The sequence below is a fragment of the Streptomyces sp. NPDC028298 genome, assembly GCF_055565895.1.
In genome coordinates, this window is the sequence record NZ_JBVHTL010000009.1 from 19,008 (window position 1) to 43,784 (window position 24,777).

The 24,777-nt window shown below is 72.0% G+C and carries 20 protein-coding genes; 3 read left to right on the forward strand and 17 right to left on the reverse strand.

Annotated elements, in window-relative coordinates; genetic code table 11:
- Positions 1-38 precede the first annotated feature (38 nt).
- Entirely contained in the window at positions 39-725 is a 687-nt protein-coding gene (gene rpe, locus ACZ4TO_RS32880; protein ID WP_382795657.1) for a ribulose-phosphate 3-epimerase, read from the reverse strand.
- A gap of 134 nt (positions 726-859) precedes the next feature.
- Here rpe and ACZ4TO_RS32885 point away from each other — a divergent pair, with 134 nt between their 5' ends.
- On the forward strand, positions 860-3,094 hold the full coding sequence (locus ACZ4TO_RS32885; protein ID WP_468026160.1) for an MMPL family transporter: 2,235 nt from the start codon (positions 860-862) through the stop codon (positions 3,092-3,094).
- 23 nt (positions 3,095-3,117) lie between these two features.
- Here the strand turns inward: ACZ4TO_RS32885 and ACZ4TO_RS32890 are convergent, their stop codons facing one another.
- Both ACZ4TO_RS32890 and fmt read right to left on the reverse strand, forming a co-directional pair.
- Positions 3,118-4,551: an RsmB/NOP family class I SAM-dependent RNA methyltransferase gene (locus ACZ4TO_RS32890; protein WP_468026161.1), complete on the reverse strand. Its 1,434-nt coding sequence runs from the start codon at positions 4,549-4,551 to the stop codon at positions 3,118-3,120.
- Positions 4,552-4,819: 268 nt separating this feature from the next.
- Positions 4,820-5,752, reverse strand: coding sequence for a methionyl-tRNA formyltransferase (gene fmt, locus ACZ4TO_RS32895; RefSeq protein WP_382795665.1), 933 nt, complete (start codon positions 5,750-5,752; stop codon positions 4,820-4,822).
- Between the two features lie 382 nt (positions 5,753-6,134).
- Between fmt and ACZ4TO_RS32900 the strand changes: the two genes are divergently transcribed.
- Complete coding sequence (locus ACZ4TO_RS32900; protein ID WP_382795668.1) at positions 6,135-6,677, forward strand: hypothetical protein; 543 nt, start codon at positions 6,135-6,137, stop codon at positions 6,675-6,677.
- 268 nt (positions 6,678-6,945) lie between these two features.
- Here the strand turns inward: ACZ4TO_RS32900 and ACZ4TO_RS32905 are convergent, their stop codons facing one another.
- The 14 genes from ACZ4TO_RS32905 to pyrR form a co-directional block, all read right to left on the reverse strand.
- Entirely contained in the window at positions 6,946-9,102 is a 2,157-nt protein-coding gene (locus ACZ4TO_RS32905) for a primosomal protein N' (RefSeq protein ID WP_468026162.1), read from the reverse strand.
- Between the two features lie 414 nt (positions 9,103-9,516).
- A complete protein-coding gene (gene metK / locus ACZ4TO_RS32910; protein WP_382795674.1) occupies positions 9,517-10,725 on the reverse strand; it encodes a methionine adenosyltransferase in 1,209 nt (402 codons plus the stop codon).
- Between the two features lie 236 nt (positions 10,726-10,961).
- The gene (coaBC, locus tag ACZ4TO_RS32915) at positions 10,962-12,164 is read right to left on the reverse strand and encodes a bifunctional phosphopantothenoylcysteine decarboxylase/phosphopantothenate--cysteine ligase CoaBC (protein ID WP_382795676.1); all 1,203 of its coding nucleotides are present in this window, start codon (positions 12,162-12,164) and stop codon (positions 10,962-10,964) included.
- A gap of 91 nt (positions 12,165-12,255) precedes the next feature.
- Positions 12,256-12,528, reverse strand: coding sequence for a DNA-directed RNA polymerase subunit omega (gene rpoZ / locus ACZ4TO_RS32920; protein WP_003982715.1), 273 nt, complete (start codon positions 12,526-12,528; stop codon positions 12,256-12,258).
- A gap of 37 nt (positions 12,529-12,565) precedes the next feature.
- Entirely contained in the window at positions 12,566-13,159 is a 594-nt protein-coding gene (gene gmk / locus ACZ4TO_RS32925; protein ID WP_382795679.1) for a guanylate kinase, read from the reverse strand.
- A gap of 37 nt (positions 13,160-13,196) precedes the next feature.
- Positions 13,197-13,520: an integration host factor gene (locus ACZ4TO_RS32930; protein ID WP_016638838.1), complete on the reverse strand. Its 324-nt coding sequence runs from the start codon at positions 13,518-13,520 to the stop codon at positions 13,197-13,199.
- Positions 13,521-13,829: 309 nt separating this feature from the next.
- Positions 13,830-14,672 carry an orotidine-5'-phosphate decarboxylase gene (gene pyrF / locus ACZ4TO_RS32935; protein ID WP_382795682.1) on the reverse strand — a complete coding sequence of 281 codons (843 nt, stop codon included), beginning with the start codon at positions 14,670-14,672 and terminating at the stop codon, positions 13,830-13,832.
- Positions 14,669-15,775, reverse strand: a complete 1,107-nt coding sequence (locus ACZ4TO_RS32940; protein WP_468026163.1) for a quinone-dependent dihydroorotate dehydrogenase — start codon at positions 15,773-15,775, stop codon at positions 14,669-14,671. Before ACZ4TO_RS32940 ends, pyrF begins: the two co-directional genes overlap by 4 nt.
- A gap of 97 nt (positions 15,776-15,872) precedes the next feature.
- Positions 15,873-19,181: a carbamoyl-phosphate synthase large subunit gene (gene carB, locus ACZ4TO_RS32945; protein WP_382795688.1), complete on the reverse strand. Its 3,309-nt coding sequence runs from the start codon at positions 19,179-19,181 to the stop codon at positions 15,873-15,875.
- A complete protein-coding gene (carA, locus tag ACZ4TO_RS32950; RefSeq protein ID WP_382795690.1) occupies positions 19,174-20,331 on the reverse strand; it encodes a glutamine-hydrolyzing carbamoyl-phosphate synthase small subunit in 1,158 nt (385 codons plus the stop codon). Before carA ends, carB begins: the two co-directional genes overlap by 8 nt.
- A complete protein-coding gene (locus tag ACZ4TO_RS32955; protein WP_382795693.1) occupies positions 20,328-20,894 on the reverse strand; it encodes a PH-like domain-containing protein in 567 nt (188 codons plus the stop codon). The genes carA and ACZ4TO_RS32955 overlap by 4 nt, the downstream gene beginning before the upstream one ends.
- On the reverse strand, positions 20,891-22,204 hold the full coding sequence (locus tag ACZ4TO_RS32960) for a dihydroorotase (RefSeq protein ID WP_382795696.1): 1,314 nt from the start codon (positions 22,202-22,204) through the stop codon (positions 20,891-20,893). The genes ACZ4TO_RS32955 and ACZ4TO_RS32960 overlap by 4 nt, the downstream gene beginning before the upstream one ends.
- Before the next feature lie 4 nt (positions 22,205-22,208).
- Positions 22,209-23,186, reverse strand: a complete 978-nt coding sequence (locus tag ACZ4TO_RS32965; RefSeq protein ID WP_382795698.1) for an aspartate carbamoyltransferase catalytic subunit — start codon at positions 23,184-23,186, stop codon at positions 22,209-22,211.
- 82 nt (positions 23,187-23,268) lie between these two features.
- Positions 23,269-23,859 (reverse strand): bifunctional pyr operon transcriptional regulator/uracil phosphoribosyltransferase PyrR, encoded by a 591-nt coding sequence (pyrR, locus tag ACZ4TO_RS32970; RefSeq protein ID WP_467845955.1) that lies wholly within the window; start codon positions 23,857-23,859, stop codon positions 23,269-23,271.
- 244 nt (positions 23,860-24,103) lie between these two features.
- On the opposite strand from pyrR, the gene bldD reads away from it, so the two are divergent.
- Positions 24,104-24,604: a transcriptional regulator BldD gene (gene bldD / locus ACZ4TO_RS32975; protein ID WP_037621142.1), complete on the forward strand. Its 501-nt coding sequence runs from the start codon at positions 24,104-24,106 to the stop codon at positions 24,602-24,604.
- Positions 24,605-24,777: the final 173 nt, after the last annotated feature.

Genomic DNA, 24,777 nt, shown 5'->3' on the forward strand with positions numbered 1-24,777 from the left:
TGATCCGCCCTGATGGGCGGCGTTCACGTTCCCTTGGCTCAGTGGTCGCACGCCCACGACGCACGGGTCGTCGCCTCCTCGGCCTGGGTGCGCAGTGCACGTACCGCCTGGGCGGGGTCCGCCGCCCCGTACACCGCCGAACCGGCGACGAACACGTCGGCGCCCGCCTCCGCGCAGCGCTCGATGGTCGAGGCCGAGACGCCGCCGTCGACCTGGAGCCACAGTTCCAGGCCGTGCTTGCTGATCAACTCGCGCGTGCGGCGGATCTTGGGGAGCATGATGTCAAGAAAGGCCTGGCCCCCGAATCCGGGCTCGACGGTCATGATCAGCAGCATGTCGAGCTCGGGCAGCAGATCCTCGTACGGCTCGATGGGGGTCGCCGGCTTGAGCGCCATGGAGGCGCGGGCCCCCTTGGCCCGGATCTCCCGGGCGAGCCGGACGGGCGCGGCGGCCGCCTCGACATGGAAGGTGACGGAGCCGGCACCGGCTTCCACGTACTGGGGCGCCCACCGATCGGCGTCCTCGATCATCAGATGGCAGTCCAGCGGAGTGTCCGTCGCACGGGCCAAAGACTCTACGACCGGCACCCCGAGGGTGAGGTTCGGTACGAAATGGTTGTCCATGACGTCGACATGGAGCCAGTCCGCGCCTTCCACCGCCCTTGCCTCCTCGGCAAGGCGGGCGAAGTCGGCGGACAGGATGCTGGGGTTGATCTGCGCGGCCATGCCCCAAGACTGCCATGCCCCGGGCCCGTTGCCCGCCCCGGTCCGGACCTGGATCGTCCCGCGACTGCCGTACGGCCCTCCGCCGTGCCATCCTGGACGGCCCAGCGGCGCTGCGTCCGGTCTCGGGGGTGGGCATGAAGCGGCTCGACGCCTGGAAGCAGGGAGCCATCGGAGTCGTGTGCGGCCGGCGGTCCAAGTGGCTGGTTCTCGCCCTGTGGCTGCTGGTGCTCCTCTTCGTGGCACCCCTCGGATCGAAGCTCAGCGACGCCCAGGACAACGACGCGCAGTCCTGGCTGCCGGGCTCCGCCGAATCCACCCAGGTCCTCGACATCTCGAACGGGTTCAGGCCCGAGCAGATCCCCGCGGTCGTCGTCTACGCGCGCCCCGACGGTCTGACGGTCCAGGACCGGCGCCAGATCTCCGAGGACGTACAGCAGCTCAAGACGCTGCGGGACCACGGCATCCGGGGCGCCGAGACCCGCGGTCCGGTCTTCGACCGGCAGGGCGACCCGCGCGCCGCGCAGATCTACGTCCCGATCACCATGGACGCGGCCGGCTGGCAGCGCATCGCCCCCGCCGTCGACTCCATCCGTGACCAGGTCGGCAAGGGCGGCGACGGGCTCTCGGTGCACATCACCGGGCCCGGCGGCACGGCGGCCGACTCCTCCAAGGCCTTCGAGGGCATCGACTCCACGCTCCTGTTCGCCGCGATGGCCGTCGTCATCGTGATGCTGCTGATCACCTTCCGCAGCCCGATCCTGCTGTTCGTCCCGCTGCTCGGCGTGGTCGTCGCCCTGTTCACGGCCCAGGCGCTGATCTATCTGCTGGCGAAGCACGCCGGTCTGACCGTCAACGGCCAGAGCGCGGGCATCCTCACCGTGCTCGTCTTCGGCGCGGGGACCGACTACGCCCTGCTGCTGGTCGCCCGCTACCGCGAGGAACTGCGCCGGCACGAGGACCGGCACGAGGCGATGAAGCTCGCGATGAACCGGGCCGGTCCCGCCATCCTCGCCTCGGGCGCGACGGTCGTGCTCAGCATGCTGGTGCTCCTGGTCGCCGAGATGAACTCGACGCGGGGCCTCGGTCCGGTCGCGGCCATCGGCGTGGCCGTCGCCCTGATCGCCATGCTCACGTTGTTCCCGGCGCTGCTGATCGTCTTCGGGCGCTGGATCTTCTGGCCCGCCGTCCCCCACCTCGGCTCGGCCGATCCGACCAGGAGCGGTGTCTGGGCGCGCATGGGCGGGCGGATCGCCCGCCGCCCCCGGACCTTCTGGGTCGCCACCGCGCTGGCGCTCGGGCTGCTGTCCCTCGGCCTCATCCAGCTCCGCGCCGCGGGCATCCCCAACGCCGACCAGTTCACCGGGAAACCGGACTCGATCGTCGGCCAGGAGGTGTCGGCGCGCTACTTCCCCGCGGGCGACGGTGATCCGCTGGTCATCGTGTCCAACACGGCCCAGGGCAGACAGGTCGGCGAGGCCGTGGCGGCGGACCCGGGCGTGGTCACGTCGAGCATCGGGGTGCCACCGGGCACCGCGCCCGTGCACGACGGCAAGGTGCTGTTCGAGGCGACCACCCGCGCCCCCGCAGACAGCACGGCGGCGAAGGACACCGTGGAGCGGGTACGCGACGCGGTGCACGCCGTGCCGGACGCCGACGCGAAGGTGGGCGGGGGCTCGGCGGCCCTGCTGGACATGGAGAACGCCCAGACGCACGACAACTATCTCGTCATCCCGCTCGTCCTGGTCGTGGTCCTGCTGGTCCTGAGCGTCCTGCTGCGCGCGCTGATCGCCCCGCTCCTGCTGATCGGGACCGTGGTGCTGTCGCTGGCGACCGCGCTCGGCGTGAGCGCGCTGGCCTTCCGGCACGTCTTCGACTACGCGGGCGAGGACGTGGCCTTCCCGCTGTTCGTCTTCGTGTTCCTGGTGGCGCTCGGCATCGACTACAACATCTTCCTGACCACCCGCATCCGCGAGGAGGCGGTCCGGCACGGCACCCGGCAGGGCGTGGTGACGGGCCTGGCCACGACCGGGGCGGTGATCACCTCGGCCGGTCTGGTCCTCGCGGGCACGTTCGCGGCACTGGGCACCCTGCCGATCGTCGGGTTCGCGGAGATCGGCTTCGCGGTCGCGCTCGGCGTCCTCCTGGACACCTTCGTGGTGCGCTCGGTGCTGGTCACCGCGCTCTTCCTCGACGTCGGCCCGAAGGTGTGGTGGCCCGCACGGCTCGCGCACGAGGACGGCGGCTCCCGCGCCGCCGGGGCGCCGGAGACGGCCGGGGCCGGGGAGCTCGCGGCCTCCCCCGGGCCCGCGGGAGCCCCGGACGCGGAGGACGCGGGCGACACCACGGGACCGGCCCGGCCACCGGACTGACGGGGCGGACCGGGAGCGCCGGGTCAGGCCGTCCGGCGGATCAGGGCCAGGTACATCGCGTCCGTCCCGTGCAGGTGCGGCCAGAGCTGGACGTCGGGGCCGTCCCCGAGCGCCGGTACGCCGGGCAGCAGCGGGCGGGCGTCGAGCAGTTCGGCGGAGCCCCCGTCGAAGTGCTTGAGGACGTCGTCGACGACCGCGCGGGTCTCGGCGAGGTGCGGCGAACAGGTCGCGTAGCCGACGACACCGCCGACCCGCACGGAGGCGAGCGCCGTGCGCAGCAGTCCCCGCTGGAGCGGCCCGAAGCCGTCGAGGTCCTCGGGGCGGCGCCGCCAGCGGGCCTCGGGACGGCGGCGCAGCGCGCCCAGGCCGGTGCAGGGCACGTCCATGAGCACCCGGTCGAACGTGCCGGGCCGCCACGGCGGGCGGGTGCCGTCGGCGGCGATGACCTGGTAGGGGCCCGGGTTCCCGGCGAGTGCCTTGGCGACGAGGCCCGCGCGGTGCGGCTGCTTCTCGGAGGCGAGCAGCGTCGCGCCCCGCTGGGCGGCGAGCCCGGCCAGCATCGCGGCCTTTCCGCCGGGTCCGGCGCAGCCGTCCAGCCAGGCCCGGTCGGGCCCGTCGAGCGGCGCGTTCGCCAGGGCGATCGCCACGAGCTGGCTGCCCTCGTCCTGGACGCCGGCGCGGCCCTCGCGCACGGCGTCCACGGCGCCGGGCTCACCGCCCTCGGTGAGCCGCACGGCGTACGGGGACCAGCGCCCGGGGAGCGCCGTGTCCTCGTCGAGGGCGTCGAGGAGTTCGTCGGCGGTGGAGCGGCCCGGCCGGGCGACGAGGGTCACCTCGGGCCGTTCGTTGTCGGCCTCCAGCAGGTCCTCGATGCCGGCCCGGCCGCCGCCCAGCGAGTCCCACAGCGCGGAGACGACCCAGCGCGGGTGCGAGTGCACGATGGCGAGGTGGTCCTCGGGGTCCTCGTCGTAGGGCGGCGCGACCTGCTCCAGCCAGGCGTCGAGGTCCTGCCGCGCGACCTTGCGCAGCACGGCGTTCACGAACTTGGCGCGCCCGTCGCCGAGCACCACCCGGGCCAGCTCGACCGAGGCGGAGACGGCCGCGTGCGTCGGGATGCGGGTGCCCAGGAGCTGGTGGACGCCGAGGCTGAGCACGTCGAGGACCGGCGGGTCGACCTCCCGCAGCGGCCGGTCGACGCACGTCGCGATGACGGCGTCGTACGTCCCCTGGCGGCGCAGCGTGCCGTACACCAGCTCGGTGGCGAGCGCGGCGTCCCGTGCGTCGAAGTCGCCCTTCTGCTTCGCCTTGCGCAGGAGCGGCGGCAGGACGAGGTTCGCGTACGCGTCCCGCTCGTCCACGGCCCGCAGCGCCTCGAAGGCGAGCATGCGGACCGGGTCCTTCTGGGGGCGGCGGTAGGGCTTGCCGGTCTTCTGCGGCCGACGGGGCTGCTCACTCACGAAAAAGGTGCTCCGGATCCAGGAAAAAGGTGCGTCTATCAGCGTACGCCGCGGGGCCTGCGCCGCACGCCGCCGGCCGTTCGGCGAAGATCCCGGCGCACGCACGCCCGGGGGCGGTCCGGCACCGGCGGCGCGTGTCGGGGGCGCCGCGCGGGAGGGCGCGCGCCGGGAGCACCGCGCTGGGAGGCGCGCGCCGGGAGCACCGCCGGGCCCCGCGGTGCTCGCGGAAGGGCCCTCGGCGGCCCCGGTGGCGCTCGGCGCGGGGCGGTCAGACTCCGAGGTGCTCCCCGGAGGGGATCCGGACCCCGCGGGCCCAGTCCGCGGCGCGCATCGGCTTCTTGCCCTGGGCCTGCACCCAGAGCAGCTCGACGGCGTACGAGCCGGTGCCCACGTACACGTTGTTCTTGGCGACGGACAGCTCTCCGGGGGCGAGGTCCGTACGGTCGGGCACCGTCGCGACCTGGATGAGCTTGAGGCGCTCGCCGCGGAAGACGGTCCAGGCGCCGGGGGCGGGCGTGCACCCGCGCACCACGCGGTCGACGCGGAGCGCCGGGGCGGCCCAGTCGATGTGGGCGTCCTCGACGCTGATCTTCGACGCGGTGCTGACGCCGTCGGGGGGCTGCGGAACGGCCTTGAGCGTGCCGTCCTCGATCCCGTCCATCGTCGCGGCGAGCAGCCCGGACCCGGCGAAGGCGAGCCGCGTGAGCAGGTCCCCACTGGTGTCGGTGGGCCGGATCTCCTCGGTGACGGTCCCGTACACCGGTCCGGAGTCGAGACCCTCCTCGATCAGGAAGGTGGAGGCGCCGGTGATCTCGTCACCGGCCATGATCGCGTGCTGGACGGGGGCGGCGCCGCGCCAGGCGGGCAGCAGCGAGAAGTGCAGGTTGACCCAGCCCTGGGCGGGGATGTCGAGGGCGACGCGGGGCAGCAGCGCCCCGTACGCGACCACGGGACAGCAGTCCGGGCCGATCTCCCGCAGCCGGGCCAGGAATTCCTCGTCCCGGGGCTTCGCGGGCTTGAGCACCTCGATCCCGGCCTGCTCCGCCCGCTCGGCGACCGGACTCGCGACGAGCCGTCGGCCCCGTCCGGCCGGCGCGTCCGGCCGGGTCACGACGGCGGCCACCTCGTGCCGCCCGGAGGCGATCAGGGCGTCCAGGGCGGGAACGGCGACCTCGGGGGTGCCTGCGAAGACGAGCTTCATGGGTGGCGGTTGGCCTCTCGGGCGGGAGCACTTCCATCCCCCGCGCGCGTACCGGTTCAGGCGAAGCACGGGGCAGCGCACCAGTCTATGCCGCCCGGGGCCCGGGGGCTCGGGGGTTGTCCAAGGGGCCCTTTCCCCCGGGCCCGCACGGAGGACCGGAGCGTCCGTCGGCCCCCGTGGCCGTGTCCGGCGGGCCGCGCACGGGGCGCGTCCACGGCACGACGGGGGGCGTACTTCTCGGGACGCGCCCCGTTCATATGCTCTTGCGCCCTTGCACCCGTGACCACTCACCCGTCCACGCGTTGGTCAAGAAAGAGTTGACCACAGCGGGCCGCTCACCAGCGGTCCGATCCCTTTCAACGCCGGTTCGAGAGGCTTGTTCATGGCCGACCATGCAACCCACGACGCCCAGGCTCGGGCCAGCCTGCACTTGCTGGTGCGGGACATCGAGCGGGTCCGTCGGCAGGTGGACGCACTGCGCACGCTCACCGCCCAGTTGGGCAACGTCTACCGCCCGCGCCGCGCCGGCCCCTCCACGGGCTTCGTCGTCTACGGCCGCGCTCCCGCCCCGACCGTCCGTCTCGCCCAGGAGCTGCGGGACAGCGTCGAGACGCTGGTCACCGCCGCCGTGGACTTCGACCGCTCCCTCGGCTTCTCCTGGGACGCGGTGGGCTCGGCGCTCGGGGTCACCAAGCAGGCCGTGCACCGGCGTTACGGCGCCCGTCGCGCCGCCGCCCAGGCCGCGGCCGAGGCGGAGCGCGCCACGGACACGGTCGACACCCACGCGGTCAACGTCAACACCACCATCCCCGCGGTGCCGACCGTCCCCGCCGCCCGTTCCATGCCGACCCAGCCGACGGCCGGCAGTCCGACACTCCGTGACGAAGCCAGGCCGACGGCCTTCCCCGGCCCGCGCAACGGCTGACCGATCCCGTAGAAGACAACTGCCTCCCGGCGCCAGGCCCCGGGGGGCAGTCCCCATTTCCCGGTGCCGGGGTCCCGGGAGGGCGGCGCCCGGTGCGGGCGGCCGGTCGGGTCACCGCCCGGCCCTCGCCCCCGGCCCCACCGACTGCGTGGAGACCGGACCCTGACACCCCGTCACTCCCACGGGTCGCGGGGCGCACCCGTGCGTCACGAACCGCACCGCGCGCCCCGCACCGGGCCGACCCGCACCGGGCCGCACCGCCCGCGGGTCATCCGATGTCGGGCGGATCGATCCGGATGCGTACGGGCTCGCCGCCTCCGCGGGCCATGCGCGCCGCCTGCGCGCTCTTCAGCGCGGCGGCCAGCGCGGCGCCACTGCCCGGGGGCACCCGGACGAGCACCCGCTCCCCGGGCTCCGAGGAAGGCGGCCCACCGGGCCGCCGGGGCCGCCCCGCCTCGGCGGCCGGCAGCGGCACGGGCCCCAGCACCTCGGCGTCACGCGGCAGTTCGGCCGCGGCGAGGAAGCCGGCGAGCGCCTCAGGGGCCCCGGACACCGCCGCCATCCGGGACACGGGCGGAAAGCCCAGTTCGGCCCGCTCGGCGAGTTCACGCACCGCGTGCCCGACCGGATCCCACCGCACGAGCGCCTGGACGGGCCGCAGGGTCGGTTCCGCCACGACGACCACCGTGCCGCCCGCCCCCTGCGGGCGGACCAGCGCGGCGGCCGCCGTCCACCGGCGCAGCGCGTCCTCACCGGCCCGCAGATCGGGCCGTCCGAGCATGGCCCAGCCGTCGAGCAGCAGGGCCGCCGCGTACCCGCCCTCGGCGACCGGTTCGGCCCCCGGCGTGCTGACCACCAGGGCGGGCGTCGCGGGCACCGTGTCCAGCACCTGCTCCCGCCCGGACGTGCGCACGGGAACGGCCGGGAAGGCCCGCCCCAGCTCCTCGGCGGTCCGCCGGGCGCCCACGACCTGCGCCCGCAGCCGGAACCCGCCGCACTCCTGGCAGTGCCACGCGGCCTCGTCCCGCCCGCACCAGCCGCAGCGCAGCGCCTGGGCGTCCTGCGCCTCCAGCGGTCCCGCGCAGTGCCGGCAGCGCGCGGGCTCCCGGCACCGCGCACAGGCCATCCGGGGCACATAGCCCCGCCGGGGCACCTGGACCAGCACGGGCCCCAGCTTCAGCCCCTCCCTGACGGCCTGCCAGGCGAGCGTCGGCAGCCGGGCCGCCCGGGCGGCCTCATCGCGGGCGAGATCGCCGTCCGAGACGGTCCGCACGAGCGGCGCGGTGGCGCGCACCTGGTCCCGGTCGGCGGCCAGCGGCAGCGCCCAGCCGCTCTCGACCAGTTGCGCGGCCTCCACCGTGCACGTCCAACTCCCCAGCAGGAAGCCGCACTTGTCGCGCGAGGCACGCAGCTCCAGCACTTCCCGGACGTGCGGGAAGGGAGCGTTGTCGTCGCTGTGCGCCTCGTCCCCGTCGTCCCAGACGGCGACGAGGCCCAGATTCCGTACGGGAGCGAACATGGCGGCCCGGGTGCCCACCACCGCGCGTACCGACCCGCGGCGTACGGCGAGCCAGTCGCGATAGCGCCGCTCCGGTCCGGCGTCGGCGGTCAGCACGGCGTGCTGCCCCTCCCCCAGCAGGGCCTTGAGGGCCGCGTCGACGCGGGAGGCGGGCCGGCCGGCCGGGACGACGACGAGCGCTCCGCGCCCGGAGGCGAGTGTCGCCTGCACCGCGCGGGCGATCTCCTCGGCCCACTCGGGCCCTGGCAGCGCCGTCCACACGGCGCGCGGGGCGCCGCCGGAGGCGAGCGAGGCGAGGAAGTCGGCCCCTCGTCCGTACCTCCGCCAGGTACCGGGCTCGGGTGCGGCGGGCGGCGGCGGGGGCGCGGGCGACTCCCGCGCCTCGGCGCGGGCGTGCCGGGGCGGCACGGCGAGCTGGAGCACGTCGGCCAGTGATCCCGCGTACCGGTCGGCGACGGCACGGGCCAGACCCAGCAGTTCGGGTCCGAGGACGGGTTCGGGCGAGACCACCTGGGCGAGGGCGGCCAAGGGCCCGGAGTAGTCGGACTCGGCGACCCGCTCGACGAGGTAGCCGTCGATGAGACCGCCGCCCTCGCGCCGCCCCTCCCGTACGTTGCGTCCGCCGGCGCCGAAGCGGACCCGCACCCGCACGCCCGGCTGAGCGGCCTCGTCCAGGTCCTCGGGCACGGCGTAGTCGAAGTAGCGGTCGAGGTGCAGCACGCCCTTGTCGACGAGCACCCGCGCGACGGGAAGGTCCTTCGCCAGCGGGGCGCCCCGCCAGGTCCGCGGCTTGGCCTTCGGCGCCTTGGCCTGCCGCACGGCCTCCCGGATCAGCGCGAGCTGCTCGGGCGGTGCGCCGTCCGCGCCGCCCGCGCTGTCGTCGGATCGCCCGTTCGCGCTGCTCACAGCAGTATTCCTACCAGACGGCACCGACAGCGCCGCCCGGCCGGGATCGGGCCCGCCCCGCCTCGGATCGTGAACGCCTCGACGAGGCTTCGGCCCCGGCGGGGCGGCACGGAGTTCTCCCGAGATCAGGACGGCAGCGGTACGTGTTTCCAGATTCACCGCACGCCATGGGCGTACTCCACCGAAGTAACCGCGGCCTTCGCACCGGGAGATCATCAGCGTACGAACCGGGACCCGGACGGGCCACCGCTTTTCCGCGGCCTGCCCGGCACGACCGATGCTCTTCCAAGGCCTGCCCGGCACGGCCTAGCCGCTCCAGGGCCCGCCCGGACCGGCCACCGTCCTCCGGGCAGCCGTGAGGCCCGGCACCCCGAGGGGTACCGGGCCTCACGGCGGTGCCGAAGCCTTCGCGGACTACAGGCCGACGGCCTTGCGCAGCGCGTCCACCCGGTCCGTGCGCTCCCACGTGAAGTCGGGCAGCTCACGGCCGAAGTGGCCGTACGCGGCGGTCTGGGAGTAGATCGGGCGGAGCAGGTCGAGGTCGCGGATGATGGCCGCCGGGCGGAGGTCGAAGACGTCCGTGATGGCGGTCTCGATCTTCTCGGCGTCCACCTTGGCCGTACCGAAGGTCTCGACGAACAGACCCACCGGCTCGGCCTTGCCGATCGCGTACGCGACCTGGACCTCGCAGCGCGAGGCGAGGCCCGCGGCGACGACGTTCTTCGCGACCCAGCGCATCGCGTAGGCGGCGGAGCGGTCGACCTTGGACGGGTCCTTGCCGGAGAAGGCACCGCCGCCGTGGCGGGCCATGCCGCCGTACGTGTCGATGATGATCTTGCGGCCGGTGAGGCCGGCGTCGCCCATCGGGCCGCCGATCTCGAAGCGGCCGGTCGGGTTCACCAGCAGGCGGTAGCCCTCGGTCTCCAGCTTGATGCCGTCGTCCAGGAGGGCCTTCAGCTCCGGCTCCACGACGAACTCGCGGATGTCGGGAGCGAGCAGGGAGTCCAGGTCGATGTCCGAGGCGTGCTGAGAGGACACGACGACGGTGTCCAGACGGACCGCCTTGTCGCCGTCGTACTCGATGGTGACCTGGGTCTTGCCGTCGGGGCGCAGGTACGGGATGGTCCCGTTCTTGCGGACGTCGGACAGCCGGCGCGAGAGCCGGTGCGCGAGGTGGATCGGGAGCGGCATCAGGTTCGGGGTCTCGTCGGTGGCGTACCCGAACATCAGGCCCTGGTCGCCCGCGCCCTGCCGGTCCAGCTCGTCCTCGTCGCCCTCGACACGGGACTCGTACGCCGTGTCGACACCCTGCGCGATGTCCGGGGACTGGGAGCCGATCGACACCGACACACCGCAGGACGCCCCGTCGAAGCCCTTCTTCGACGAGTCGTAGCCGATCTCCAGGATCTTGTCGCGGACGAGCTGGGCGATCGGCGCGTACGCCTTGGTCGTGACCTCTCCGGCCACGTGCACCAGGCCGGTGGTGATGAGCGTCTCCACGGCGACCCGGGACGTCGGGTCCTCGCGCAGGAGGGCATCGAGAATGGTGTCGCTGATCTGGTCAGCGATCTTGTCGGGGTGACCCTCGGTCACGGACTCCGAGGTGAACAGGCGACGGGACACAACGCTCCCTGTGGTTGCAGCGGCTGCTGGCTGATCATTGGTGGACGGCCGGGGGCTGCGCCCGGCGTCGTCCGAGAACAGTTTATCGGTCGCACTCGGCCGCGGGACCCCTGTCTCGCCTCTCGGAAGGCCTGTGACCTGCGGCACGGGCATTCTGCGCCATGGCCATGGGTCTCCGCCAGGGTCGCCACGCCCGATTTTGCGCTATTTGTGTGACAGGTGTGACGCGAGAGGATTCACACCAGTCGGCGTGTCACCAGATCCCACACCGTCTCGGCCAAGGCTTCCTTGGGTCCATGGGGCACCGGGGTCTCACTCCCGTCGGCTCCGAGCACGACCGCCTCGTTCTCCTCGGAACCGAAGGTCTTGCGCTCCCCCACCTCGTTCACCACCAGCAGATCGCAACCCTTGCGCTCCAGCTTGGTCCGTCCGTTGGACAGGACGTCGTCGGTCTCGGCGGCGAATCCCACCACGACCTGGCCGGGGCGGGCGCGGTCCGCGGAGATCTCCGCGAGGATGTCCGGATTACGGACCAGAACGATGGGTTCCGGTTCCGTGCCGTCCTTCTTCTTGATCTTCCCGGTCGCGTACGTGCCGGGCCGGAAGTCCGCCACCGCGGCCGCCATGACCACGGCGTCGGCGTCCGGGGCCGCCTTCAGCACGGCTTCGCGCATCTGCACGGCGGTGCCGACCTGGACCACGTCGACTCCGGCCGGGTCCGGCAGGCCCGTGTTCGCGGCGATCAGGGTGACCCTGGCGCCGCGCGCGGCGGCGGTGCGGGCGAGCGCGTAGCCCTGCTTGCCGGAGGAGCGGTTGCCGAGGAAGCGGACCGGGTCGAGGGGCTCACGGGTGCCGCCGGCGCTGACGACGACGTGCCGTCCGGCGAGATCCGGCTCGGTGACCCCGCGGGCGAGGACACGGCGGCAGACCTCGAAGATCTCCCCCGGGTCGGGCAGCCGCCCCTTGCCGGTGTCGACGCCGGTCAGGCGGCCCACGGCGGGCTCGACGACGACGGCGCCGCGGCGCCGCAGGGTCGCCACGTTCTCCTGCGTCGCGGGGTGCTCCCACATCTCGGTGTGCATGGCGGGCGCGAAGACGACCGGGCAGCGGGCCGTGAGCAGGGTGTTGGTGAGGAGGTCGTCGGCCAGCCCGTGGGCGGCCTTGGCGAGCATGTCGGCCGTCGCGGGGGCGACCACGACCAGGTCGGCGTGCTGCCCGATGCGGACGTGCGGCACCTCGTGGACGTCCGACCAGACCTCGGTGGACACGGGGTGGCCCGAGAGCGCGGACCAGGTGGCGGCGCCGACGAAGTTCAGCGCGGAGGCGGTGGGCACGACCCGTACGTCGTGACCGGACTCGGTCAGTCGTCGCAGCAGCTCACAGGCCTTGTAGGCGGCGATGCCACCGCTGACCCCCAGAACGACCTTCGGCTTGGACACCGTCTCTCCCCGGGCTCGGAAACGTACGACTCCATGACACACCACAGGCCCGGCAGTCGCGCCGCCGGGCCTGGGATGAGCTTTGAAACGACTACTGAGCGGGGCCCTCGACGGCCTCGGAGGTCAGCAGACCCGCGTTGATCTCGCGCAGGGCGATCGACAGCGGCTTCTCGTGGACGTGGGTGTCGACGAGCGGACCGACGTACTCGAGGAGGCCCTCGCCGAGCTGCGAGTAGTACGCGTTGATCTGGCGGGCTCGCTTGGCCGCGTAGATCACGAGGCTGTACTTCGAGTCGGTGGCCTCGAGGAGCTCGTCGATCGGAGGGTTGATGATGCCCTCGGGAGCAGTGATGGAAGAGGACACGCTCTGCCTTCCGAAAGGTGGAAATTGACCTGAAAGATCAAACAACTTCCACCAAGGCTAGCAGCTCGCGCGCCACGTCCTCGACGGAGGTGTTGACCAGGGTGACGTCGAACTCCGGCTCGGCGGCCAGTTCGACCTTGGCCGCCTCCAGGCGGCGCTCGATCACCTCGGGCGGTTCGGTGCCCCGACCGGTGAGCCTGCGGACCAGTTCCTCCCAGGAGGGCGGGGCCAGGAACACGAGCAGCGCGTCCCGCATGGACTCGCGGACCTGCCGGGCCCCCTGGAGGTCGATCTCCAGGAGGACCGGCTTGCCCGACTCCAGGTGCTCCGCGACCGCGGCACGCGGGGTGCCGTAGCGGTTGCCGGCGAATTCGGCCCATTCCAGGAGCTCGCCGTTGGCGATCAGCTTGTCCATCTCGTCGTCGGAGACGAAGAAGTAGTGGACTCCGTGCTTCTCACCGGGACGCGGCCTGCGGGTCGTCGCCGACACCGAGAGCCAGAGTTCGGGGTGTGCCTTGCGCATATGAGCGACGACCGTGCTCTTGCCGACCCCCGAGGGGCCGGAGAGCACGGTCAGCCGCGGACGTGCGTCCGGGGGTACGGGGGACGTCCCCCGGGGTGTTACAGCCATGCAGCGATTATTCCAGCAATCCCGGTGTGTCCAGGACTCAGGCGCCGGAACCACCGAACTCGCGCTCCAAAGAGGCGATCTGGTTCGAGCCGAGACCGCGTACGCGGCGGCTCTCGGAGATCCCGAGTCGCTCCATGATCTGCTTGGCGCGGACCTTGCCCACGCCCGGCAGGGACTCCAGGAGAGCGGAGACCTTCATCTTGCCGATGACGTCGTTCTCCTGACCCTGCTTGATGACCTCGTGAAGAGAGGCGCCGGAGTGCTTGAGTCGATTCTTGACCTCGGCCCGCTCCCGGCGAGCCGCGGCGGCCTTTTCGAGCGCGGCTGCGCGCTGTTCAGGGGTAAGGGGCGGAAGAGCCACGCCTACGTCACCTCGGATGTCGAACTGTCGGATACGGACCGGTGAGGAACCTAGTCGCCCCACACCTGGGGAGCCCCGGGCAACACGCTCGCCCGTTCTCCCTGCTGCCTTGACGGCCAGGGAGGTGCTCCCACTCGACGGAGACTAGCGGGCAAGTGCGCCGGAGTCAGCGAGAACAGAGGAAAAGTCCTGGTCAGCCTCCCTGGAGCCCGACATTTACGACATACCTCCCCGGATTTGAGGGTGTATCCAGACTCGGAGTCCTCCGAAGGCACCCCTCGGAGGACTCTCGAACGGCTGTCGGAAGGCTCAGGCGGCCGCGACGGCCGCCCTGATCTCCTCCGCGAACCCCTCGGCCGACTCCCGCAGGGCCATGACGTCGGGGCCGTGACGCAGGACACCCCGGCTCACGTTCGGGACGACGTTGCGCACCGCGGACCCGAACACGCCCGCCAGATCGGCCGCGGTCGCTCCCTGGGCGCCGATGCCGGGCGCGAGGAGCGGGCCGTTGATCTCCAGGTCGTACGAGGAGAGATCGCCCAGGGTCGCGCCGACGACCGCCCCGAAGGATCCGAGCGGCCTCTCGTCGGCGTTCTCGGCGGCCAGATGCCCGAGCATCGTCGCTCCGACGTTCCGCCCGTCCGCGCGCACGGCGTGCTGCACCTCGCCGCCCTCCGGGTTGGAGGTGAGCGCGAGCACGAAGAGCCCGGCCCCGCTCTCGCGCGCCAGCTCGACCGCCGGCTTCAGCGAGCCGTAGCCGAGGTAGGGCGACACCGTCAGCGCGTCCGAGAAGAGCGGCGCGTCCTTGCGCAGGAAGGTCTCGGCGTACGCGGCCATGGTCGAGCCGATGTCGCCGCGCTTGGCGTCCATCACGACGAGCGCGCCGGCCGCCCGCGCCTGTTCGACGGACTTCTCCAGGACGGCGATCCCGCGCGAGCCGAACCGCTCGAAGAACGCGCTCTGGGGCTTGAGGACGGCGACGCGCTCGGAGAGCGCCTCGACGACCGTGCGGCTGAAGCGCTCCAGGCCCGCGATGTCGTCGCCGAGCCCCCAGTCGGCGAGCAGGGAGGCGTGCGGGTCGATGCCCACGCACAGGGGACCGCGCTCGTCCATGGCGCGGCGAAGGCGCGCGCCGAAGGGTTCCAGGCTCATACGGGCTTCCTCACGTCGGCGCCGACCGCGTCGGCGAGGGTGGCGTACGGGCTCGTCCGCAGGCGGGCGGCGAGACCCTTGTGGATGGCACGGCCCCAGAAGGGACCCTCGTAGACGAAGGCGCTGTAGCCCTGGACCAGCGTGGCGCCGGCCAGGATGCGCTGCCAGGCGTCCTCGGCGTTCTCGACGCCGCCGACGCCCACCAGGGTGATCCGGTCGCCCACGCGCGCGTAGAGGCGCCTGAGGACCTCCAGGGAGCGTGCCTTGAGCGGCGCGCCGGAGAGACCGCCGGTCTCCTTCACCACGGAGGGGTCGGAGGTCAGCCCGAGTCCCTCACGGGCGATGGTGGTGTTCGTGGCGATGATCCCGTCCAGGCCGAGTTCGACGGCGAGGTCGGCGACCGCGTCGACGTCCTCGTCCGCGAGGTCGGGGGCGATCTTGACGAGCAGCGGGACGCACCGGTCGGTGACGGAGCGGTCGGCGGCCTCGCGCACGGCGCTGAGCAGGGGCCGCAGCGCCTCGGTGGCCTGGAGGTTGCGCAGGCCGGGGGTGTTCGGGGACGACACGTTCACGACGAGGTAGTCGGCGTGCCGGGCGAGGCGCTCGGTCGACTTCACGTAGTCGCCGACGGCCTCTTCCTCGGGGACGGCCTTGGTCTTGCCGATGTTGACGCCCACGACGGTCCTGAACACGGGCGTACGGGCCGCCAGGCGCTCGGAGACGGCCGCGGAGCCCTCGTTGTTGAAGCCCATGCGGTTGATCAGCGCGCGGTCCGGCACGAGGCGGAAGAGACGCTTCCTGGGGTTGCCGGGCTGGGCCTCCCCGGTGACGGTGCCGATCTCGATGTGGTCGAAGCCGAGCATCGACATCCCGTCGATGGCCACCGCGTTCTTGTCGAAGCCCGCCGCGAGGCCGAAGGGCCCGTGCATGCGCAGGCCGAACGCCTCGGTGCGCAGCTCCTTGTGGCGGGGCGCGAGCACGGCGGCGACGAAGGTGCGCAGGACGGGGACGCGGGCGACGAGCCGGATCCAGCGGAAGGCGAGGTGGTGGGCCTGCTCCGGGTCCATCCGCTTGAAGACGAGGTCGAAGAACAGCTTGTACATGATCGTGTCCTCTGAAGAGCCCGGTGAGGGCACCTCTGGAAGGGGCGGGGGGCTCATGAAGAGGGGGACACCGTTTCCGGTGTCCCCCTCGGGGCCGCTAGTCGCGCGCCGCGGTCAGATGCTCGGCGTGTTCCTGGAGCGAGCGCACGCCCACGTCGCCGTGGTTGAGCGCGTCGATGCCCTGGACGGCCGCGGCGAGCGCCTGCACCGTCGTCAGGCACGGGACCGAGCGGGCCACGGCCGCCGTGCGGATCTCGTAGCCGTCGAGGCGGCCGCCGGTGCCGTACGGGGTGTTGACGATGAGGTCGACCTCGCCGTCGTGGATGAGCTGGACGATGGTCTTCTCGCCGTTCGGGCCCTCGCCCTCGCTCTGCTTGCGCACGATCGTGGCGTGGATGCCGTTGCGCTTGAGCACCTCGGCCGTGCCGGAGGTGGCCATCAGCTCGAAGCCGTGGGCGACGAGTTCACGCGCCGGGAAGATCATCGAGCGCTTGTCGCGGTTGGCGACCGAGATGAACGCGCGGCCCTTGGTGGGCAGCGGGCCGTACGCGCCGGCCTGCGACTTGGCGTACGCCGTGCCGAAGACGGAGTCGATGCCCATGACCTCGCCGGTGGACCGCATCTCCGGGCCGAGCACCGTGTCGACGCCGCGGCCGTGGATGTCGCGGAAGCGCGACCACGGCATGACGGCCTCCTTGACGGAGATCGGCGCGTCCAGCGGCAGGGTGCCGCCGTCGCCGTTCGCCGGGAGCAGGCCCTCGGCGCGCAGCTCGGCGACGGTCGCGCCCAGCGAGATGCGGGCGGCGGCCTTGGCGAGCGGCACCGCGGTCGCCTTCGAGGTGAAGGGGACGGTGCGCGAGGCGCGCGGGTTGGCCTCGAGGACGTAGAGGATGTCCCCGGCCATCGCGAACTGGATGTTGATCAGGCCGCGGACGCCGACGCCCTTGGCGATGGCCTCCGTCGAGGCGCGCAGCCGCTTGATGTCGAAGCCGCCGAGCGTGATCGGGGGCAGGGCGCAGGCCGAGTCGCCGGAGTGGATGCCGGCCTCCTCGATGTGCTCCATGACGCCGCCGAGGTAGAGCTCCTCGCCGTCGTACAGCGCGTCGACGTCGATCTCGATCGCGTCGTCGAGGAAGCGGTCGACGAGGACCGGCCGGGAGGGGCTGATCTCGGTCGACTCGGCGATGTAGGAGGACAGCCGGGTCTCGTCGTAGACGATCTCCATGCCGCGTCCGCCGAGGACGTAGGAGGGGCGGACCAGGACGGGGTAGCCGATCTCGTCGGCGATGGCCTTGGCCTCGGAGAAGGTGGTGGCGGTGCCGTGCTTGGGGGCCGGCAGGCCGGCCTCGGCGAGGACCCGTCCGAAGGCGCCGCGGTCCTCGGCGGCGTGGATCGCCTCGGGCGAGGTGCCCACGATCGGCACGCCGTTGTCCTTGAGCGCCTGCGACAGGCCGAGCGGGGTCTGGCCGCCGAGCTGGACGACGACACCGGCGACCGGTCCCGCCTGCTGCTCCGCGTGGACGATCTCCAGCACGTCTTCCAGCGTCAGCGGCTCGAAGTACAGGCGGTCGGAGGTGTCGTAGTCCGTGGAGACGGTCTCGGGGTTGCAGTTGACCATCACGGTCTCGTAGCCGGCGTCGCTGAGCGCGAAGGAGGCGTGGACGCAGGAGTAGTCGAACTCGATGCCCTGGCCGATGCGGTTGGGGCCGGAGCCCAGGATGATCACCGCGGGCTTCTCGCGGGACGCGACCTCGGTCTCCTCGTCGTAGGAGGAGTAGAAGTACGGGGTCTTCGCGGCGAACTCGGCGGCGCAGGTGTCGACCGTCTTGTAGACCGGGCGCACGCCCAGCGCGTGCCGCACCTCGCGGACGACGTCCTCGCGCAGCCCGCGGATCTCGGCGATCTGGACGTCGGAGAAGCCGTGCCGCTTGGCCTCGGCGAGCAGCTCCGGGTAGAGCTTGTCGGCGGCGGCCAGCTCGTCCGCGGTCTCCTTGATCAGGAAGAGCTGGTCGACGAACCACGGGTCGATCTTCGTGGACTCGAAGACCTCCTCGGGCGTGGCGCCCGCGCGGATGGCCTGCATGACGGAGTTGATGCGGCCGTCGGTGGGGCGGACGGCCTCGCGCAGCAGCTCGGCCTTGTCGCCGGGGTCCCCCACGAAGGTGAACTGGCTGCCCTTCTTCTCCAGCGAGCGCAGCGCCTTCTGGAGTGCCTCGGTGAAGTTGCGGCCGATCGCCATGGCCTCGCCGACCGACTTCATGGTGGTCGTGAGGGTGGAGTCGGCGGAGGGGAACTTCTCGAAGGCGAAGCGCGGGGCCTTCACGACGACGTAGTCGAGGGTCGGCTCGAAGGAGGCCGGGGTCTTCTCGGTGATGTCGTTCGGGATCTCGTCGAGCGTGTAGCCGACGGCGAGCTTGGCCGCGATCTTGGCGATCGGGAAGCCGGTCGCCTTGGAGGCGAGGGCCGAGGACCGCGAGACGCGCGGGTTCATCTCGATGACGATGATGCGGCCGTCTTCGGGGTTGACCGCGAACTGGATGTTGCAGCCGCCGGTGTCGACGCCGACCTCGCGGATGATCGCGATGCCGATGTCGCGCAGCCGCTGGTACTCGCGGTCGGTGAGCGTCATGGCCGGGGCGACGGTGATGGAGTCGCCGGTGTGGACGCCCATCGGGTCGAAGTTCTCGATGGAGCAGACGACCACGACGTTGTCGTTCTTGTCGCGCATCAGCTCCAGCTCGTACTCCTTCCAGCCGAGGATGGACTCCTCCAGGAGCACCTCGGTGGTCGGGGAGAGCGTGAGGCCCTGGCCGGCGATGCGGCGCAGCTCGTCCTCGTCGTGGGCGAAGCCGGAGCCGGCGCCGCCCATGGTGAAGGAGGGGCGCACGACGACGGGGTAGCCGCCGAGCGTGTCGACGCCCTTGAGAACGTCGTCCATGGAGTGGCAGATGACCGAGCGGGCGGACTCGCCGTGGCCGATCTTCTGGCGCACGGCCTCGACGACACCCTTGAAGAGGTCGCGGTCCTCGCCCTTGTTGATGGCCTCGACGTTGGCGCCGATGAGCTCGACGCCGTACTTGGCCAGCACACCCTGCTCGTGCATGGAGATCGCGGTGTTGAGGGCCGTCTGGCCGCCGAGCGTCGGCAGCAGGACGTCGGGGCGCTCCTTGGCGATGATCTTCTCGACGAACTCGGGGGTGATCGGCTCGACGTAGGTGGCGTCGGCGATCTCCGGGTCGGTCATGATCGTCGCCGGGTTGGAGTTGACGAGGATGACCCGCAGGCCCTCGGCCCGCAGGACGCGGCACGCCTGGGTGCCGGAGTAGTCGAACTCGGCGGCCTGGCCGATGACGATCGGGCCGGAGCCGATGACCAGGACGGACTGGATATCGGTGCGCTTAGGCACGCTGGCCCTCCATCAGGGAAACGAAGCGGTCGAACAGGTAGGCGGCGTCGTGCGGTCCTGCCGCCGCTTCGGGGTGGTACTGGACGCTGAAGGCCGGCTGGTCGAGCAGGTGGAGGCCCTCCACCACGTTGTCGTTGAGGCAGACGTGGGAGACCTCGGCGCGGCCGAAGGGGGTCTGGGAGACCTCGTCGAGCGGTGCGTCGACGGCGAAGCCGTGGTTGTGCGCGGTGACCTCGACCTTGCCGGTCGTACGGTCCTGCACGGGCTGGTTGATGCCGCGGTGGCCGTACTTCAGCTTGTACGTGCCGAAGCCGAGGGCGCGGCCGAGGATCTGGTTGCCGAAGCAGATGCCGAAGAGCGGGGTCTTGCGGGCGAGGACTTCCTTCATGACGGCGACGGGACCGTCGGCGGTCGCCGGGTCGCCGGGGCCGTTGGAGAAGAACACGCCGTCGGGGTTCACGGCGTAGACGTCCTCGGCGGTGGCCGTCGCGGGCAGGACGTGCACCTCGATGCCGCGTTCGGCCATCCGGTGCGGGGTCATGCCCTTGATGCCGAGGTCGACGGCGGCGACGGTGAACTTCTTCGTGCCGATGGCGGGGACGACGTACGTCTCCTTGGTGGCGACCTCGGCGGCGAGGTCCGCTCCCTGCATCTCGGGCGCCTGGCGCACCTGGGCGAGCATGGTGCCCGCGTCGGGCAGCGCGTTGCCGGAGAAGATGCCGACGCGCATGGCGCCGCGCTCGCGCAGGTGGCGGGTCAGGGCGCGGGTGTCGATGCCGCTGATGCCGACGACGCCCTGGTTGCGCAGTTCCTCGTCGAGCGAGCGGCGCGCGCGCCAGTTGGAGGACACGCGCGCGGGGTCGCGGACGACGTATCCGGCGACCCAGATCCGCTTCGACTCGGGGTCCTCGTCGTTGACGCCGGTGTTGCCGACGTGCGGGGCGGTCATGACGACGACCTGTCGGTGGTACGACGGGTCGGTGAGGGTCTCCTGGTAGCCGGTCATGCCGGTGGAGAAGACCGCTTCGCCGAAGGTCTCCCCCACGGCCCCGTAGGAACGGCCGCGGAAGACCCGGCCGTCCTCCAGGACGAGTACGGCGGGAAGCGCCTTTTCCTTCTGTGAGGCGTTCCCCTGAGTGGAGGTCGTCATCGTGCGCCTTCCGTTTCCGTCTTGTTGATCATGTCGTTCAGGGTGTCGGCCCATTCGTTGTGCTCGGCCGCGCGGTCCGAGCGGAATCCGGAGTCGAGGAGCCGGTCGCCGTGCGCCCAGGTCACGATCAGGAGGCCGCCCTCGGTGAGGACCTTGCCCGCGATGCCCTTGTCGAGCCGGGCTTCGCGGAGCTGCGCGGCCGGGATGAAGAAGTCGTCCGCTCCGGGGCGTACGACGTCCAGTCCCGCGTCCGTCAGGGTGAGCTCGGCCCGGCTGCGGGTGCCCAGGCCGTGCGCCACGATGCGGTCGAGCCACTGCCCGGCGGTGGTGGAGCCGTGGTAGCGGCCGCTCATGCTCAGTCTGGCCGGGCCGGTGTCTTCCGGCGCGGTGGGAAGCTCGGGCAGGTCGCCCTGGAGGGTGCCGCGCCACTTCCAGCCCTCGCGCATCAGCCAGTAGACGAGCGCGACGAAGAGGGCGAGGCCGACCAGCCAGCCGATCCGGGCGGACCAGTCGGTCACTTCCGCGGACTTCTGGGCGGCGGCGATGGAGAGGTGAGGTGTCACGCGAGCTTCCCGTCGACGAGGGTGGCCTTGCCCCGCAGCCAGGTGTGGGTGACCAGGCCCGGCAGCTCACGGCCCTCGTAGGGGGTGTTGCGGCTGCGCGAGGCGAAGCCGGCGGGGTCCACGGTCCCACGGTATGCCGTGTCGACGAGCGTGAGGTTGGCGGGCTCACCTGCCGAGACGGGACGTCCGTGGCCGGTGGCGCGGCCGATCGCGGCGGGCTTCACGGACATGCGGTCGGCGACGCCTGCCCAGTCGAGCAGTCCGGTCTCGACCATCGTCTGCTGGACGACGGACAGCGCGGTCTCCAGACCGACCATGCCCATGGCCGCGGCCGCCCACTCGCAGTCCTTGTCCTCGTGCGGGTGCGGCGCGTGGTCGGTGGCGACGATGTCGATCGTGCCGTCGGCGAGCGCCTCGCGCAGCGCCATGACGTCCCGCTCGGTGCGCAGCGGCGGGTTGACCTTGTAGACCGGGTTGTACGAGCGCACCAGCTCGTCGGTGAGGAGCAGGTGGTGCGGGGTGACCTCGGCGGTGACGTCGATGCCGCGGGACTTGGCCCAGCGGACGATCTCGACGGAGCCGGCGGTCGACAGGTGGCAGATGTGGACGCGGGAGCCGACGTGCTCGGCGAGCAGGACGTCCCGGGCGATGATCGACTCCTCGGCCACCGCGGGCCAGCCGCCGAGACCCAGCTCGGCGGAGACGACGCCCTCGTTCATCTGGGCGCCCTCGGTGAGGCGGGGTTCCTGGGCGTGCTGGGCGACGACTCCGCCGAAGGCCTTCACGTACTCCAGCGCGCGGCGCATGATCACCGCGTCGTCGACGCACTTGCCGTCGTCGGAGAAGACGGTGACGCCGGCGGCGGACTCGTGCATGGCGCCGAGCTCGGCGAGCTTCTTGCCCTCCAGGCCGACGGTGACGGCGCCGATGGGCTGCACGTCGCAGTAGCCGTGCTCCTGGCCCAGCCGGTAGACCTGCTCGACCACACCGGCGGTGTCGGCGACCGGGAAGGTGTTGGCCATGGCGAACACGGCCGTGAAGCCGCCGCTCGCCGCCGCGCGGGTGCCGGTCAGCACGGTCTCGGAGTCCTCGCGGCCCGGCTCGCGCAGATGCGTGTGCAGGTCGACCAGGCCCGGCAGCAGCACCTTGCCGTCGGCCTCCACAATGGTCACGTCCTGCGCGCCTCCGGCACGACCGGCGCCCTCGGCGGACAGACCGGTGCCGACGGCCTCGATGACCTCGCCGTCGATGAGGACGTCCTGCGGCTCGCCGCCGAGCACCCGCGCACCACGGATAAGGATCTTGCTCATGGTCTTACTTCTCCTCGGTACGGGTGTGGGTGACGGCGGGCTCGTTGCCGCCCAGGAGCAGGTACAGGACGGCCATGCGGATGGAGACACCGTTGGCGACCTGCTCGACGACGGTGCAGCGCTCGGAGTCGGCGACCTCGGCGGTGATCTCCATGCCGCGGACCATCGGGCCGGGGTGCATCACGATGGCGTGCTCCGGCATTCTCGCCATGCGGTCGCCGTCGAGCCCGTAGCGACGCGAGTACTCGCGCTCGGTCGGGAAGAACGCCGCGTTCATCCGCTCGCGCTGCACGCGCAGCATCATCACGGCGTCGGACTTGGAGAGGGTGCTGTCGAGGTCGTACGAGATCTCGCAGGGCCAGTTCTCGACGCCGACAGGCACCAGGGTGGGCGGCGCGACGAGGGTGACCTCGGCCCCGAGGGTGTGCAGCAGGTCGACGTTGGAGCGGGCGACGCGGCTGTGCAGGACGTCGCCGACGATCGTGATGCGCTTGCCGGACAGGTCCTGGCCGAGCCCGGCGTCCCGGCCGACGAGCCGGCGGCGCATGGTGAAGGCGTCGAGCAGGGCCTGCGTGGGGTGCTGGTGGGTGCCGTCGCCCGCGTTGATGACGGCGGCGTCGATCCAGCCGGAGGTGGCGAGCCGGTAGGGGGCTCCGGAGGCGCCGTGCCGGATGACGACGGCGTCGACGCCCATCGCCTCCAGGGTCTGGGCGGTGTCCTTGAGGGACTCGCCCTTGGAGACGCTCGACCCCTTGGCGGTGAAGTTGATGACGTCCGCGGACAGCCGCTTCTCGGCGGCCTCGAAGGAGATCCGGGTGCGGGTCGAGTCCTCGAAGAAGAGGTTGACGACGGTGCGGCCGCGCAGGGTCGGCAGTTTCTTGATCGGCCGGTCGGCGACCCGGGCCATCTCCTCGGCGGTGTCGAGGATCAGGACGGCGTCGTCGCGGGTGAGGTCGGCGGCCGAGATGAGATGACGCTGCATCTGTCAGGCTCCGTAAGGAAGTTCAGGGAGGATTCGGGCATGCGGGCGCGCGGGGGCGCACATCGCGGCGTGGGCCGGAGTGCTACTGGCGCTCGCCCGGGGAGGTCCGCTTGGCACCGAGCAGCACGGTGTCGCGACCGTCCTCCTCGGCGAGCTGGACCTTGACCGTCTCCCGCAACGACGTGGGGAGGTTCTTGCCGACGTAGTCGGCGCGGATGGGCAGTTCGCGGTGGCCGCGGTCGACGAGGACGGCGAGCTGCACGGCGCGCGGGCGTCCGATGTCGTTCAGCGCGTCGAGGGCGGCGCGGATGGTGCGGCCGGAGAAGAGCACGTCGTCGACGAGGACGACGAGGCGGCCGTCGATGCCGTCACCGGGGATCTCGGTGCGGGCCAGCGCGCGCGGCGGGTGCATGCGCAGGTCGTCGCGGTACATCGTGATGTCGAGGGATCCGACCGGGATCTTGCGGTCGGTGATCTCCTCGAGCTTGTCGGCGAGCCTGCGGGCGAGGAAGACGCCGCGCGTCGGGATGCCGAGGAGCACCACGTCGTCGGCGCCCTTGGCGCGTTCGACGATCTCGTGGGCGATGCGGGTCAGTACCCGCGCGATGTCGGGCGCCTCGAGAACGGGCCGCGCATCGGTTTCGTCGTGCTGCTGGTCGTGCTGGGTGTCCATGGGAAACGGACCTCCTTCTCCGCCTCACGGGACGGATCATTAAAGGACGTCGGATTTGCGCCATCAACGGTACCAGCCCGGCAACGCGGCTGATCACATCGGTTTGAGCCACCCCCGGTGACGCCCGCCGGGGAGCGGTCGAAAATCCTTCGGCTTGACGGGGGAGAGTAACGCTGCGTAACCTCACAGTGAGTCACCAGCCGCGCGGCGGAGCCGCACGTTGATACAGCGTCCGGGGAGCTATATGTCCAGCGAATACGCCAAACAGCTCGGGGCCAAGCTCCGCGCGATCCGCACCCAGCAGGGCCTTTCCCTCCATGGCGTGGAGGAGAAGTCGCAGGGCCGCTGGAAGGCGGTCGTGGTCGGTTCGTACGAGCGCGGCGACCGCGCCGTCACCGTGCAGCGTCTTGCCGAGCTGGCGGACTTCTACGGGGTTCCGGTCCAGGAGCTGCTGCCGGGCACCACTCCGGGCGGGGCCGCCGAGCCGCCGCCGAAGCTGGTCCTCGACCTTGAGCGGCTCGCGCACGTGCCGGCCGAGAAGGCGGGCCCGCTGCAGCGCTACGCGGCGACGATCCAGTCGCAGCGCGGCGACTACAACGGCAAGGTGCTGTCGATCCGCCAGGACGACCTGCGCACCCTCGCCGTGATCTACGACCAGTCCCCCTCGGTCCTGACCGAGCAGCTCATCAGCTGGGGCGTCCTGGACGCGGACGCGCGCCGCGCCGTCGCCCACGACGAGGGCTGAATCCCCTAGGGACAGCTCAGCAGAAACGTGGGGGGGGGGGGGGGGGGGGGGGGGGGGGGGGGGGGGGGGGGGAGGAGGGAGGGGTGGGGGGGGGGGGGGGGGGGGGGGGGGGGGGGGGGGGATGTTTTCCAGGGTTTTTTTTTTTGGGGGGAGGAAAGGCTCCCCCCCCCCCC

Bases quoted from the DNA above. Each gene is read 5' to 3' on its own strand.
- ACZ4TO_RS32960 (WP_382795696.1), bottom strand. From the start codon at position 22,204: ATGAGCAAGATCCTTATCCGTGGTGCGCGGGTGCTCGGCGGCGAGCCG.
- pyrF (WP_382795682.1), bottom strand. From the start codon at position 14,672: ATGAGCCTGGAACCCTTCGGCGCGCGCCTTCGCCGCGCCATGGACGAG.
- ACZ4TO_RS32965 (WP_382795698.1), bottom strand. From the start codon at position 23,186: ATGCAGCGTCATCTCATCTCGGCCGCCGACCTCACCCGCGACGACGCC.
- ACZ4TO_RS32885 (WP_468026160.1), top strand. From the start codon at position 860: ATGAAGCGGCTCGACGCCTGGAAGCAGGGAGCCATCGGAGTCGTGTGC.
- pyrR (WP_467845955.1), bottom strand. From the start codon at position 23,859: ATGGACACCCAGCACGACCAGCAGCACGACGAAACCGATGCGCGGCCC.
- ACZ4TO_RS32940 (WP_468026163.1), bottom strand. From the start codon at position 15,775: ATGTACAAGCTGTTCTTCGACCTCGTCTTCAAGCGGATGGACCCGGAG.
- rpe (WP_382795657.1), bottom strand. From the start codon at position 725: ATGGCCGCGCAGATCAACCCCAGCATCCTGTCCGCCGACTTCGCCCGC.
- gmk (WP_382795679.1), bottom strand. From the start codon at position 13,159: ATGGCTGTAACACCCCGGGGGACGTCCCCCGTACCCCCGGACGCACGT.
- ACZ4TO_RS32900 (WP_382795668.1), top strand. From the start codon at position 6,135: ATGGCCGACCATGCAACCCACGACGCCCAGGCTCGGGCCAGCCTGCAC.
- fmt (WP_382795665.1), bottom strand. From the start codon at position 5,752: ATGAAGCTCGTCTTCGCAGGCACCCCCGAGGTCGCCGTTCCCGCCCTG.
- carA (WP_382795690.1), bottom strand. From the start codon at position 20,331: ATGACGACCTCCACTCAGGGGAACGCCTCACAGAAGGAAAAGGCGCTT.
- bldD (WP_037621142.1), top strand. From the start codon at position 24,104: ATGTCCAGCGAATACGCCAAACAGCTCGGGGCCAAGCTCCGCGCGATC.